Source organism: Phyllobacterium sp. OV277, from assembly GCF_900104355.1.
Lineage (GTDB): Bacteria > Pseudomonadota > Alphaproteobacteria > Rhizobiales > Rhizobiaceae > Phyllobacterium.
This window is the reverse complement of the sequence record NZ_FNIY01000003.1, coordinates 417,833-431,971: the sequence shown is the minus strand read 5'-3', so window position 1 is coordinate 431,971 and position 14,139 is coordinate 417,833. Positions and strand designations below refer to the sequence as shown.

General features: G+C 56.0%; 11 protein-coding genes. 7 read left to right on the top strand and 4 right to left on the bottom strand.

Annotated features, from left to right (window positions below; translation table 11 throughout):
* Positions 1-9: 9 nt before the first annotated feature.
* Complete coding sequence (gene thrC, locus BLU05_RS13980; protein WP_091880881.1) at positions 10-1,407, bottom strand: threonine synthase; 1,398 nt, start codon at positions 1,405-1,407, stop codon at positions 10-12.
* Between the two features lie 127 nt (positions 1,408-1,534).
* Between thrC and BLU05_RS13975 the strand changes: the two genes are divergently transcribed.
* The gene (locus BLU05_RS13975; protein WP_244518344.1) at positions 1,535-2,128 is read left to right on the top strand and encodes a hypothetical protein; all 594 of its coding nucleotides are present in this window, start codon (positions 1,535-1,537) and stop codon (positions 2,126-2,128) included.
* Between the two features lie 74 nt (positions 2,129-2,202).
* Here BLU05_RS13975 and BLU05_RS13970 read toward each other — a convergent pair whose 3' ends face one another.
* Positions 2,203-2,889: an HAD family hydrolase gene (locus BLU05_RS13970; RefSeq protein WP_091880880.1), complete on the bottom strand. Its 687-nt coding sequence runs from the start codon at positions 2,887-2,889 to the stop codon at positions 2,203-2,205.
* A gap of 219 nt (positions 2,890-3,108) precedes the next feature.
* On the opposite strand from BLU05_RS13970, the gene BLU05_RS13965 reads away from it, so the two are divergent.
* Entirely contained in the window at positions 3,109-4,242 is a 1,134-nt protein-coding gene (locus BLU05_RS13965) for a site-specific DNA-methyltransferase (RefSeq protein ID WP_091880878.1), read from the top strand.
* Positions 4,243-4,329: 87 nt separating this feature from the next.
* Here BLU05_RS13965 and BLU05_RS13960 read toward each other — a convergent pair whose 3' ends face one another.
* Positions 4,330-4,941 carry an HAD family hydrolase gene (locus tag BLU05_RS13960; RefSeq protein WP_091880877.1) on the bottom strand — a complete coding sequence of 204 codons (612 nt, stop codon included), beginning with the start codon at positions 4,939-4,941 and terminating at the stop codon, positions 4,330-4,332.
* Positions 4,938-6,017, bottom strand: a complete 1,080-nt coding sequence (gene mutY / locus BLU05_RS13955; RefSeq protein WP_091880875.1) for an A/G-specific adenine glycosylase — start codon at positions 6,015-6,017, stop codon at positions 4,938-4,940. Before mutY ends, BLU05_RS13960 begins: the two co-directional genes overlap by 4 nt.
* A gap of 87 nt (positions 6,018-6,104) precedes the next feature.
* On the opposite strand from mutY, the gene BLU05_RS13950 reads away from it, so the two are divergent.
* From BLU05_RS13950 to smc, 5 genes are all read left to right on the top strand, one after another.
* Positions 6,105-7,415: an O-antigen ligase family protein gene (locus BLU05_RS13950; protein ID WP_091880874.1), complete on the top strand. Its 1,311-nt coding sequence runs from the start codon at positions 6,105-6,107 to the stop codon at positions 7,413-7,415.
* A gap of 31 nt (positions 7,416-7,446) precedes the next feature.
* The gene (locus BLU05_RS13945) at positions 7,447-8,421 is read left to right on the top strand and encodes an SDR family NAD(P)-dependent oxidoreductase (protein ID WP_091880872.1); all 975 of its coding nucleotides are present in this window, start codon (positions 7,447-7,449) and stop codon (positions 8,419-8,421) included.
* Between the two features lie 33 nt (positions 8,422-8,454).
* Positions 8,455-8,955 (top strand): DUF721 domain-containing protein, encoded by a 501-nt coding sequence (locus BLU05_RS13940; protein WP_091880871.1) that lies wholly within the window; start codon positions 8,455-8,457, stop codon positions 8,953-8,955.
* Between the two features lie 467 nt (positions 8,956-9,422).
* The gene (locus tag BLU05_RS13935) at positions 9,423-10,136 is read left to right on the top strand and encodes a DsbA family protein (RefSeq protein WP_091880869.1); all 714 of its coding nucleotides are present in this window, start codon (positions 9,423-9,425) and stop codon (positions 10,134-10,136) included.
* A gap of 72 nt (positions 10,137-10,208) precedes the next feature.
* Positions 10,209-13,667, top strand: coding sequence for a chromosome segregation protein SMC (gene smc, locus BLU05_RS13930; RefSeq protein ID WP_091880868.1), 3,459 nt, complete (start codon positions 10,209-10,211; stop codon positions 13,665-13,667).
* Positions 13,668-14,139 lie beyond the last annotated feature (472 nt).

Genomic DNA, 14,139 nt, shown 5'->3' with positions numbered 1-14,139 from the left:
CAATGCTCCTTACTTCGCCGCTCTTGAATGACGGCTTACATACTCTTCCACATTTTTAAGGTCGTTGGGAAGTACCGTATAGTGTTCTTTTCGCTGCATGAGGTCGCCAAGCCAAAGCGGAAGCGCCGGATGGATGCCACTTGCAGCCTCAACAGCATCAGGAAATTTGGCCGGATGAGCGGTCGCAAGAACGACACTTGGTGTTCCAGATTGAACCTTTTCACGCGCGACTTTGATACCGATCGCCGAATGCGGATCAAGCAGATAGCCCGATTGATCGAGAACATCCTTGATTGCCACTGCCGTTTCAGCCTTCGTCGAGCGTCCCGCGTCGAACTCGGCGCGGATTTTGTTCAAAGGCGCGTCCGCAATGGTGAAACTTCCCGATTGCGTCAGCCCACTCATCAGGCGGCGCAGCGCCTCGGCATCCCGGTCATGGGCTTCAAACAGCAGACGCTCAAAATTGGAGGAGACCTGAATGTCCATGGATGGAGAGGTCGTGTGCATCACACCGCGTGTTTCGTATCTTCCCGTTTCCAGTGTCCGGGTCAAAATGTCATTATCGTTGGTGGCAATCACCAGCCGGTCGATGGGAAGACCCATGCGCTTGGCAACGTAGCCAGCAAAAATATCGCCGAAATTGCCCGTGGGAACCGTGAATGACACCGGACGATCAGGGCTGCCGAGGGAAACCGCTGCCGTAAAGTAATAGACGATCTGCGGCATGATGCGCGCCCAGTTGATCGAATTCACACCGGACAGTGACAGCGCATCACGGAAATTCAGATCATTGAACATGCCTTTGACCAGTGACTGGCAATCGTCAAAATTGCCTTCGATGGCCAGCGCATGCACATTTGACGCGGCGGAAGTCGTCATCTGGCGTTGCTGTACCGGCGAAACGCGATTGTGCGGAAACAGAATAAAAATATCGGTGCGGTCGCGGTTGGCGAAGGCTTCAATGGCAGCGCCGCCGGTATCGCCAGATGTGGCACCGACAATCGTCGCGCGCTGGTCGCGTTTGGTGAGAATATAATCCATCAACCGGGCGAGAAGCTGCATCGCCACATCCTTGAAGGCAAGGGTCGGGCCATGGAAGAGTTCAAGCACGAATTCATTGTGATCGGTCTGGACCAATGGGCAGACAGCGCTGTGGCGGAAAGTGGCATAGGCTTCATGCACCATGCGTTCGAAATCAGCCTGATCAATATCACCCGCAATAAATGGGGTCAGAACACGGATGGCGACGTCTTCATAGCTTTTGCCGCGCAGCGCGCGAATCTCATCTGCGGAAAACTGTGGAAACTCCTGAGGCAGATAAAGACCACCATCACGCGCCAGACCAGCCAGAAGGGCGTCGGAAAAGCCCAAAACAGGCGCTTCTCCACGAGTACTTGCATATTTCATATCATTCGCCTTTTGTACCGCGCTTGCGAGCCAGCCAACTCCTGTGGCAGAAAGCTGGAAAGCACCGTCGTATTCTTACCTTACCGTTGGTATAGAACAGGTTCGTTCGTCAAGGAAAGTTCAGTTCATGAAGTCAGAAACACATAAATCTCTGCCCTTCTATCAACTTTGCGGCATGATTTTCGCTGTAGGTCTTGCAGGCTGCAGCACAACCGGTGAAAAAGATCCATCAAAGGACCCGGCAGTAGCGGAAGCCCAGGCCCGTATCACGGCAACCGAGCTGACCGCCTATTGCCCTGGGGTGACGATCCGTGAAGGTACAGCTATCTTCAATAATTACGGCAAGGCACCCAAAGCTCCAGAAAACCTGATCTATCAGGCTTCGATTGGCGATCAGAGCCGGTCCTGCAAGCGCGGTGAAGGTACGCTGACCATGAATGTCGCGATCTCAGGCAAAGTGGTTCCAGGTCCGAAGTTCAGTGCCGGTACGCTGACCATGCCGATCCGTGTTGCGGTGATGCAGGGCTCGAACGTGCTCTATTCCAAACTGTACAAGCAGCCGATTTCGGCAACCGACACGTCAGCTGCGTCACAGTTCATTTTCAACGATCCCAATGTCAGCTTCCCGGCACCATCAGCCAAGGATGTTCAGATTTTCATCGGATTTGATGAAGGTCCGGATGATACGCAGGCAAAGACGAAGACCAAAAAGAAGAAATAACAACAAGGCGGCCGATTGGCCGCCCTTTTCTTTGCTAGGGGCATCGCTTTGAGCGGCGCCGGTTGCACACCAGTTCAAACAGCCTCGGACCAGACAGCCATTGCTTCGAGAACGGCGGGCAGGTCGCGGTGGCGGCTGATGACGGTTTCAGCACCGGCATCGGTCAGCTTGTCCGCATGACCCGGATAAGTGTGGGCACCGCCGGTAAAGCCGATAACACGCATTCCAGCTGTTGCTGCCGCATGGACGCCGTGCGATGAATCCTCGATCACGATGCAGCGGGCGGGTTCGACATTGAAATGTTTTGCCGCAAACAGGAAAACGTCAGGGGCAGGCTTTGGCTTCTGGCTTCCCACTTCGCGTGCCGAGAAAATGTTCGGGGCGAAAAGGTCATAGAGCGTGCTCTGCTCCAGCATCATCTTCAATGCAGCGCTGGTCGAGTTCGACGCTATGCATTTGGGATATTTCAGAGCGGCAACGACCTGTTCGATACCATCGATGACATTGAGCTCGTTGCGCAGTTTGTGATCCATCTGGCGCGCGGATTCTTCAATAAGCGAGGCGGAGATCGGCACGCCGGATTCTTTTTCCACCTGAATGAGAATGTCGGTCCAGGTCAGTCCGGCGAAGCGTTCGGCAATGGCCTCCGGTTCGATCGGATAACCCGACTCTGTCAACAGTTTCGATTCGACTTCAGCGGCGAGTATCTCTGAATCAACGAGCACGCCATCGCAGTCGAAAATAATCAGCTGGGGTTCCATTCCGTCATACCTGTTCGTGAAAAATAGCTGCATTGAGCAGCTTTGGGTCAAGCTTGGGGGATTACCGGCATCGACTACACTCTTATTGCCGGGGCGTCAAAGAAAAGCGCACCGGTCAGAGATATCGCCGGAGATATCGATTGGCTTTAACGCGATGTTTACCCTGCTCGGTAACCATAAGGACAGTTCAGTAACGCGTCTCCAGTAATCGAGTATCCCATGTCCGTTGTTCGTCTCGTCAATGACCTGCCCCAGGCTGCACCGCAATCGTCCTGGCTCGACACGATCCTCAAAGGCGACTGTGTTGCCGCCCTCAATCGTCTCCCTGATCATTCGATTGATGTTATTTTCGCCGACCCTCCCTATAATCTGCAGCTTGATGGCGATCTGCATCGCCCCGACCAGTCAAAGGTCGACGCTGTCGATGATCATTGGGACCAGTTCGATAGTTTTCAGGCCTATGATGCCTTTACCCGCGCATGGCTGCTTGCCTGCCGCCGCGTGCTGAAGCCGAATGGCACGATCTGGGTCATCGGCTCCTATCACAACATCTTCCGCGTTGGTGCGATCATGCAGGATCTCGGATTCTGGATGCTCAATGACATTATCTGGCGCAAGAACAACCCTATGCCGAATTTCCGTGGCCGCCGCTTCCAGAATGCGCATGAAACCATGATCTGGGCGTCGCGCGATCAGAAAGGCAAGGGCTACACCTTCAACTATGAAGCGATGAAGGCTGCCAATGACGATCTGCAGATGCGGTCCGACTGGCTGTTTCCCATCTGCACCGGTGCGGAGCGTCTGAAAGATGAGAATGGCGACAAAGTCCACCCGACACAGAAGCCGGAAGCCCTTTTGGCCCGTCTTCTCATGGCTTCATCCAAGCCCGGCGATGTCATTCTCGATCCGTTCTTCGGATCAGGAACAACCGGCGCGGTCGCCAAACGCCTTGGCCGCCATTTTGTCGGCGTTGAACGTGAGCAGAAATATATCGACGCGGCGATGAGCCGGATTGCCTCGGTCGAGGAACTCGGCGGTGCCGAACTCAAGGTCATGACCGGCAAGCGCGCCGAACCGCGCGTTGCCTTTGGCAGCATTGTTGAAGCGGGCTTGCTCAAGCCGGGTGTGGTTCTGAGTGATGCGCGCCAGCGTCACGCCGCTATTGTACGGGCTGACGGCACTGTTGCCAGCAATGGCGATGCCGGTTCAATTCACCGCATGGGCGCCAAGGTGCAAGGTTTTGATGCCTGCAATGGCTGGACGTTCTGGCACTATGAAGAGGACGGCAAGCTGAAACCCATTGATGAACTGCGCAGGCAGGTTCGCGACGGAATGGCGTCCGCTGGCATCTAACCCTTAATCCGATCGGACGAGACCTCCAGTGCCGCTCTGATCTCGAAACGCCCAAGGTTGCTGCCTTGGGCGTTTCGTCGTTCTGGTTCAGACACGAATGCCGAGATGATGAAGGTCTGCGCGCAGCGTCTGCGGATTGATGAACTGCACCGACTGCCAGCCGGCTGCCTGTGCGCCAGCGACATTCTTTGCACTGTCGTCAATGAAGAGTGTTGCAGCAGGGTCAACACCAAACGTTGCAACATGGTGGTCGTAGATCGCCTTGTCAGGCTTGATCAGGCCGATATCGCCGGAAATGGTCACACCGCGGCTTTCGGTCAGGAAGGGGAAGCGCTGCCAAGCTTCCCGCAGCGTATCGGATGCAAAATTCGTCAGCATGGTCACATCATGCCCGTCGGCGATCAGCTTGCGCATAATCACGACGCTATCATCAATTGAACCGGTGATCATCTGGTGCCAGTTCTGCCGGAAAGCACGAATGTGATGTTCCCGATCAGGAAAATCGGCAATCAACAGCGCTTCGGCATCGGCCCATTTGCGGCCACGATCCTGTTCAAGATTCCATTCATGGGTGCAGATGTTTTCAAAAAACCATTTACGCTCGGTCTCATCAGGGATGACACTGCGAAAAGCAACATCGGGATCGTAGTGAATAAGAACCTGTCCGATGTCGAAAACGATGTGTTTGACGGGTGTCATGCCTCTTTCCTTCTCTTCTCGAATGCATCCGGTATCGCGGCAGCAATGGCCTTTTTCATGACCGTCGGCAATGCCTCGCCGTTCAGATTTTCAATGCGTATCCACCAGCCGTCATTGCTGGCCTGTTTTTGAATATTCTCCGCCCGGTAGATCGTCAGCCGCAGTTCAAAATGCGTGAAAATATGGGTAATTGAACCGCTGGGCAGCCACTTTGCGTTGAACGGCGCAGCTTCGACGCCGGTTTCGCCGTCGATCCGTGATGTCCATTCTGTTGTCGGTACTTCAGCCATACCGCCGAGCAATCCCGTTTGTGCCCGTCCGCGCAGATAGACTTCACCCTCGGTCGAAATCGCCACGAATGCCGCGCCAAGACGAACTGGCTTGTCCTTTTTGGGTGCCTTTACCGGGAAAAATTCTGGGTCGGTGGTTTTAAGCGCCTCGCAATTGTCATTGAGCGGACAAATCACGCAGGCCGGGCGCTTGGGTGTGCAAATCGTCGCACCAAGATCCATCATCGCCTGGGCAAAATCACCCGGACGTTTGTCTGGGGTCAGCAATTGCATCAGGCGCCGGATCTCGGGTTTTGCCGCGGGCAGCGGCGTGGCCAAAGCATGAAGCCGTGTAATGACGCGCTCGACATTGCCATCAACAACCGCAATCGGCCTGTCAAAGGCGATGGATGCAATGGCCGCCGCCGTATAATCGCCAATTCCCGGCAATGATTTAAGCTTTATAAAATCATCAGGAAAACGCCCGTCGAAATCGGCCGCGATAATATCGGCGCACTTCTTCAGGTTGCGGGCGCGGGAATAATAACCAAGCCCGGCCCATGCCCGCATGACATCATCCTGAGTGGCCGCCGCGAGGTGCATAACGCTTGGCCATTTGCCTATAAAGGTCAGGAAATAGGGCTTTACTGCCTCAACGGTTGTCTGTTGAAGCATGATTTCCGACAGCCAGATTCGGTAAGGATCTGCCACAATTCCTGACTTGTGTTCATCAGGCGTTATGCGCCAGGGTAAAATTCGATGGTGGGAATTATACCATAGTAGCAGTTTAGTGGTTATAGGTTGCATCAATCCAAAACTGCTTTACAGGGAAGTGGTGTGACATTTCTTATGAAACGGTTGCGATCGCAAATTCAAGAATATTCGGATTCATAAATGTTTCCAGCTCAGTTGACCAACGCCCTGCTGCTTCCCACCAAAGGGCGTTTGATCGGTATCGACCGGAACAATCGTATATTCACGTTTCTGTTTGCGCTTTTCCCGGGTTTGCTGGTCAGCGGAACATCGGTGACGCTGGTGTGCGCGTTCCTCTGGGCGATCATTTCACTGAGCCTGAAGCGCTATCCGTATCAGATGACACGGCAGGATCGCGTCATTGCGTGGATTTTCACCACCTATGTCCTGGTCACGGCTCTCACCGTTGTTCTCAGCCCCAATCTGGCAAAGGGCGGCGAATATCTCCTGAAAATGATCCCGTTTCTGGCGGTATGGGCACTTATCCCTCGTCTCAGAGTGAGTTTGCAGGGGCGCCTCGTACCGTTCTTTGTTACAGGCGCAGGCATCGGGATGATTGGGGCTCTGATCTACAGCATTATTCAGGTGCTGTTTATTGAGAGCCGGGCAGCAGGCGGTGCAGGCAATGCCGCTGTGTTCGGACTTTTCACGGTTCTTTTCGGCAGTATTTCACTGCTCAATGTCCATTCAGAAAGCAGGACCGAACGCATAATTGCAATTGCCGGTTTCACCTGCGGTATAATTTGCGCGTTTCTCTCCGGAACCCGGTCCGCATGGCTGGTGATTCCCGTTCATTGCGCCATTCTGTTTTGGTATCTGCGCGGTCAGACATTGCCGACGATCAACAGAACGGTAAAAGTTTTGATTGTACTTTTGCTTGTCGTGGTGGCCCTGGCTGCGATACCCAAAATCCTTGACCGTTATCGTGCCTTGCAGATCGATATCGTCCAACTTGACGAAAAGCCTGATAATATGAGTTCGCTGGGCGCGCGGATTCAGCTGTGGAGCGGTGCCGAGAAGGCATTCTTTGCTTCACCTCTCATCGGGCAGGGTCCGCAAAATCGCATGCAGTCTGTCAATGAGGCTCTGGAATTGCCCATTGAGAAATATATGACATTCACCCATGTCCATAATGGGTTTCTGAATGCTGCTGTTGACGGTGGTGTATTGGGTATTCTGGCGCTGCTGCTTCTGCTGTCTGCGCCTATTGTTGCGGCAAGGCTGAAAGAACCCGGACCGGGCCGTGATCTGATGATGGCGCTTTCGCTGCTGCTCGTTACCAGTTATGTGATAACAGGCATGTTCGGCATCATGTTCGGTCATGATGCCACCGATGCGGTTTTCATCTATATGACGCTTCTCATTTCTTCGGTTTCCGGCACGATACCCTATCTGTCGATGCGGGAAATCGCAGACCGCGCCGAAGATGACAAGGCCGCTCTGGCTGCATAATAATAATGGGTGTTTGGGATAAAGTATTGAAATGAAAGCGATTGTTACCGGAGCGGCAGGCTTTATCGGCTTTCATGTGGCAAGACGGCTGGCCAGTGAAGGTTTCGAGGTCGTCGCCATCGACAATCTCAATGATTACTATCAGGTCGCTCTCAAGGAAACGCGCCTGTCAGCGCTTGAGGGCTTGCCCGGTATCCGTTTTATCAGGGCCAATATCGCCAAACCTGAAGAATTGCGCGCCGCCATTGCCCGGGACATGGATGCGGATGTCATCGTGCATCTCGCGGCTCAGGCCGGTGTCCGTTACTCGGTTGAAAATCCTGCCGCCTATGTCGACGCCAATGTGCATGGTCAGGTGACGGTTTTCGAACAGGCGCGCGTCATGCCAAAACACCCGCCTGTTGTCTATGCCAGTTCATCATCGGTCTATGGTGCCAATACCAAAGTGCCATTTTCCGAAAGCGATCCGGTCAACAACCCGGTTTCCGTCTATGCGGCAACAAAACGATCGGCGGAATTGCTGGCCTATTCCTATGCCCATGTGCACAAGGTCGCGTCCACTGGCTTGCGGTTCTTCACCGTCTACGGCCCCTATGGCCGCCCTGATATGGCCCCATGGCTCTTTACCGATGCCATTTCGAAGGGCGAGCCGATCAAGGTCTATAATCACGGCAAGATGGCGCGTGATTTCACCTTCATCGACGATATTGTCAGCGGTGTGCTGGGTGCGATCAACCGCATCCTGACCAATCCTAATGAGACCGCGCCTGTTTATAATCTCGGCAACAACAATCCGGTCGCTTTGCTGCGCTTTATCGAAATCATCGAACAGGCTGTTGGCCGGGAAGCCATCAAAAAGTTTGAACCAATGCCGCCAGCCGATGTCGAGCGCACGTTTGCCGACATCGATCTTGCTACGCGCGATCTGGGCTTTTGCCCGAAGACGACGCTGGAAGAGGGTATTCCTTTGTTTGTTGAGTGGTTTCGCGGCTATAATGGCCGCTGACACTTCCCTTCCTGATGCAAGGCATTTGGTACGATGAGCAATGACCGCAAGCAAAGAGGATTCCGGCCTTTGGCGGATCCCGCATCGGGCATTCTCGACCCTGTCCTGCGCAAGCGCGCCGGTATCACGATTGAACTCGTTCAGGCGTGGGAAGAGGTGGTTGGTCCGGCTCTCGGCGATCAGTCGCGTCCACTGAAATTGCTATGGCCGCGCCGCGCGCATGAAGACGACCCATTCCAGCCCGCAACGCTGGTTATCGCCTGTCAGGGCTTTACAGCCATGCGTATTCAGCACGAAACCGGGGAAATCATCAGCCGGGTCAATGCTTTTTTGGGATTTGCCGCCGTCGGCCGTATCAAGATCGAGCAGAAGGCAATCACTCTGCCCGCACCGAAGCGGCGCGCACTGCCGCCTGTTGATGCCGCCACCAAGGGCAAGATCAGCCGCGTGGTGGAAGCCATCGAGGATGACAGCTTGCGTGAGGCACTGGAACGCCTCGGCCAGAGCATCCACGCGGAAAAGATCAAGCGTTAGGTTCGAGTGCGGCGGTTGCAGCATAAAGGTCGCGCAGATTGGCTCCCTTTCATGATCCATCTCCGTCATCCTCGGGCTTGACCCGAGGACCCACTGCTAAAAAGATCAGGTAAATCCGGATATTCAACATTTTAAATTATGGGTCCTCGGGTCAAGCCCGAGGATGACAGGCATGGGTGGGTTGCAGGGAGTCCAGTTCTGCAACGTAGGTGATTAGCGTTACATCCACACTCTCCCTCATGGTGAGCTTGTCGAACCACGAACCACACCCCACAGCTTCGTCAGCCCATCAACACTCAAACCACCAAATACCAACAACCCACCCTGTTATCCCATTGACTTGATTTTATTCCCGTTCAGATCACGAAAAATTCAAAGACAGAATGCAAGCTCTGCCTTAAAGAAACTGCCATGGGGCTCTATTGAGTCAATCAACGCATAATCAACACCGGAGACAGGTGATCCTTATGACCGAAATGCTGACACGCCGAAACATTCTGACCCTCGCGGCCGTATCGACGGCGGCGCTCGCTGCAACTGCGGGCAATCCTGCATGGTCAGAAGATGCGGCAAAGCCCGCTGCTGCCGCTTCGACACCTGTACCATCCGATGTGAAAATCCCTGAGGCTGCCGGCAAGATCGATCCGGCCAAGCTTCTGGAGCAGGGCCCGTTGAAGGATATCGTGCTGGGCAAGGCCGAAGCGCCTGTCACCATCATTGAATATGCATCGATGACCTGCCCGCATTGCGCGCACTTCACCGTTGCGACGCTGCCGACCATCAAGGAAAAGTACATCGATACGGGCAAGGCAAAACTCATCCTGCGCGAATTCCCGTTCGATCCGCGCGCTGCCGCTGCCTTCATGCTCGCCCGCTGCGCCCCTGAAGATCGTTATTACCCGCTGGTTGATGTGCTGTTCAAACAGCAGGAACAGTGGGCTGCATCGGCAAATGCGGTAGAACCTTTGCTGCAAATCTCCAAATTGGCCGGTTTTACACAGGAGTCGTTCAACGCTTGCTTGACGAACCAAAAACTTCTGGATGATGTGAATGCATCGCGTGACCGCGGAGCCAAGGATTTCGGCGTGAATGCCACGCCGACATTCTTCATCAACGGCACGAAGTATGCAGGAGCCCTATCGGTTGACGAAATGTCAGCGATTATCGACGGTCTACTCTGATAGCTGCCTGTTGAAATCTGGCGGACGCCTTACTGCGTCCGTCCCTATGGCGTTTTGGGGAAGGGCCGTCTGATGCGCTTCACAAAACTCCGCCTTCTCGGTTTCAAATCCTTTGTCGAGCCCGCCGAATTCGTCATTGAAGGCGGGTTGACCGGCGTTGTCGGCCCCAATGGCTGCGGCAAGTCCAATCTGGTGGAAGCCCTGCGCTGGGTGATGGGCGAAAACTCCTACAAGAATATGCGCGCATCCGGCATGGATGACGTCATTTTCTCCGGCTCCGGCACGCGCCCATCGCGCAATACGGCTGAAGTCACGCTTTTTCTCGACAATCACGACCGCAGCGCCCCGGCAAGCTTCAACGATGCCGATGAATTGCAGGTCTCGCGCCGTATCGAGCGCGAGGCTGGTTCGGTCTATCGCATCAATGGCAAGGACGCCCGCGCCAAGGATGTGCAACTGCTGTTTGCTGACCAGTCAACAGGCGCTCGTTCGCCTTCTATGGTCGGGCAGGGCCGCATCGGTGAACTCATTCAGGCCAAGCCGCAGGCACGCCGTGCGCTTCTGGAAGAGGCCGCAGGCATTTCGGGTCTGCATACCCGCCGCCATGAGGCGGAACTGCGTCTGCGGGCCGCCGAGCAAAATCTGGAACGGCTGGAAGATGTCGTTGGCGAGCTTGAAACCCAGATTGAGAGCTTGAAGCGGCAATCGCGTCAGGCCAACCGTTTCAAGAGCCTGTCGGCGGATATTCGCCGTTCAGAAGCTATTCTTCTGCATCTGAAATGGGCTGTTGCCAAAAATCAGGAAGCCGAGGCGCAATCGGCTCTATCAGCGGCCACATCGGGTGTCGGTGATTTTGCACAGGTTCAGATGAATGCGGCCAAGGAACAGGCCATCGGCGCACACAAACTGCCTGATCTGCGTGAGGCGGAAGCCAAGGCCGCAGCGGCATTGCAGCGCTTGACCATTGCCCGCTCGCAGATCGATGAAGAAGCCCAGCGCATCCGCGCCCGTCAATCGGAACTGGAAAAGCGCCTTGCCCAGCTCACGTCGGATATTGCCCGCGAAGAACAGATGGTGCGCGATAATGCGGATATTATCGCCCGCCTTGATGCCGAAGAGCGCGCGCTGAATGAAGACAATGCCAATGCGGGCGAACATGAGCTGGAAACCCGCGCTGATTTTGAACGGGCCGACGCCAAGCTGAAGGAAAGTGAAGCAGCACTTGCCAAGGTAACGGCCGAACGCGCCGAGGCGACCGCAGAACGGGCACAGGTTGAGCGTAATCTGCGCGAAAGTGCCGAGCGCCGTGAGCGTCTCATCCGCCAGATGGGCGATGTGGAGCGTGATCTCGCCGGGATTACGGCGCAGATCGCCGCCCTTGCTGACCCCATCGAGAAGCAGGCGCTGGTTGAAACGGCCGAAGCTACACTTGAGCACGCTGAAGAAGGTGCGCTGGCCGCTGAAGCTGCCGTTGAAACGGCGCGCCGCAATGAAGCGCAGTTGCGCCAGCCCTTGCAGGATGCCCGCAGCGATTTGAACCGGATTGAGACCGAAGCCCGGACTTTGGCAAAAATGATCAATATCGGCGGTTCCGATCTGTTTCCCGCTGTCGTGGAGGCGGTCAAGGTAGAAAAGGGTTTTGAAATCGCCCTCGGTGCGGCGCTGGGTGAAGATCTGGACGCGCCTGTTGATCGCAGCGCCCCGGTGTTCTGGGGCGACGTGGATGGGGCTGGCGATGATCCCGCCTTGCCATCAGGTCTCAAATCGCTTGCCAGCGTCGTCAAGGCACCCCTCCAACTGGCCCGCCGTCTTGCCCAGATCGGTATCGTCGATGAGGCTGATGGCGCACGGCTGCAAACATCCTTGAAAACAGGACAGCGGCTCGTCAGCCGTTCAGGTGCCCTCTGGCGCTGGGATGGCTATACGGCCAGCGCCGATGCGCCGACACCTGCCGCTCAGCGTCTGGCCCAGAAAAACCGCCTTGCCGAACTTGATATCGAAGTGGTCGAGGCAACAAAGCATTTGCGTGAAGCCGAAGCCGCCATTGCCGTAGCGGAAGCCGCCGTGCGCCAGTCGGTCGAAAATGAACGCACCGCCCGTGACCATTGGCGCGCCATGCAGCGTGGTGTCAGCGATGCGCGCGAGGCACTGGCCGCTGCTGAACGCGCTGCCGGGCAGCTTTCCAGCCGCCGCGCCGCATTGGATGAAGGCAAATCACGCCTTGCCGAGACCTTGGCCGAAACGCAGGAGCAATTCCTTGCAGCCGAGGATCGTTTGGCCCGCGCGCCGGATCTTGAAGAAGTCAATATCCGGCTTGCGCATCTCACCACCGAGGTCATGACGGATCGCGCAACTCTTGCCGAGGCGCGCGCTGCGCATGAAGGTCTGCGCCGCGAAGCCGAGAACCGCATGCGGCGGCTTGAATCCATCGGCTTTGAGCGCAAAAGCTGGAATGATCGTGCGCAAAATGCCGATCGTCAGATTGAATCCCTGACCGAGCGCCGTCAGGAAGCCGAAGAAGAATTTGCCGATCTGGTCGATGCGCCTGACGAAATTGCCGAACGCAACCGGGCGCTGCTATCGCAATTGTCGCAAGCCGAAGCTTTGCGCAAGGAAGCCGGTGACCGGCTTGCTATTGCCGAGGCACGCCAGCAGGAACTTGACCGCGCCGCCACCGATGCCATCCAGTCGCTCGCCACGGCGCGCGAGGGCAGAGCGCGGTCGGAAGAGCGCCTTGCCGCTGCGCAGGAACGCCGGCAGGACGCCGAAACCCGTATTGCCGAGGCGCTGAACTGCGCCCCGCACGAAGCAATGAAGCTGACCGGCCTTGGTCCCAATGATCCGCTGCCCGATGTCGATGCGACGGATCGCAATCTGGAGCGGCTCAAGATCGAGCGCGAGCGCCTTGGTGCCGTCAACCTGCGCGCCGAGGAAGAACAGGAAGAATTGTCAGCGCGGCTTGAGGCGATTGTCAGCGAACGCGAAGACATTATCGAGGCGGTCAAAAAACTGCGTCAGGCGATCCAGAGCCTTAATCGTGAAGGCCGCGAGCGGCTGCTTGCGGCGTTCGAAGTGGTGAATGCCCAGTTCCAGCGGCTCTTCACCCACCTTTTCGGTGGTGGTACGGCAGAGCTGCAACTGATCGAATCGGAAGATCCGCTGGAAGCCGGTCTCGAAATTCTCGCCCGCCCGCCCGGCAAGAAGCCACAGACCATGACGTTGCTCTCTGGCGGCGAGCAGGCACTGACGGCCATGGCACTGATCTTTGCGGTGTTCCTGACCAATCCGGCACCCATCTGCGTGCTCGATGAGGTGGACGCACCGCTCGATGACCACAATGTCGAGCGCTTCTGTAATCTGATGGACGAGATGGCCGCGTCGACCGAAACGCGTTTCGTCGTGATCACCCACAACCCCATCACCATGGCCCGCATGAACCGCCTCTTTGGTGTCACCATGGCCGAGCAGGGTGTCAGCCAGCTGGTATCGGTCGATCTCCAGACCGCCGAGCAACTGCGCGAGGCGAGTTAAGCTATTCGCAGTTCCGTGGAATGCTCTTGCATGAGGGTGGTTCGTGGTCCGTGGTTCGACAAGCTCACCATGAGGGAGATTGGAGATGCAACGATAATCACAAAGATCGCAGAACCTGACTCCCTGCAGCCCATCTCTCTCCCTCATGGTGAGCTTGTCGAACCACGAACCACAAATCATGCACCGGCGGCACTCACCCCCCTCTGTCCTGTCGGACATCTCCCCCACAAGGGGGGAGATCACATTGGCATGAATGCTTTCCCACAACAGGAACCGTTGCAGATTGTGCAAAGGCAGTAGTGAAGGCTGATCTCCCCCCTTGTGGGGGAGATGTCCGACAGGACAGAGGGGGGTGAAACTTGGCAGACGGAGAGGGATAGGTTGCAGGGAGCCAAGTTCTGCAACGTTGGTGATTAGCGTTGCATCCTCACTCTCCCTCATGGTGAGCCTGTCGAAACACGAACCACGAACC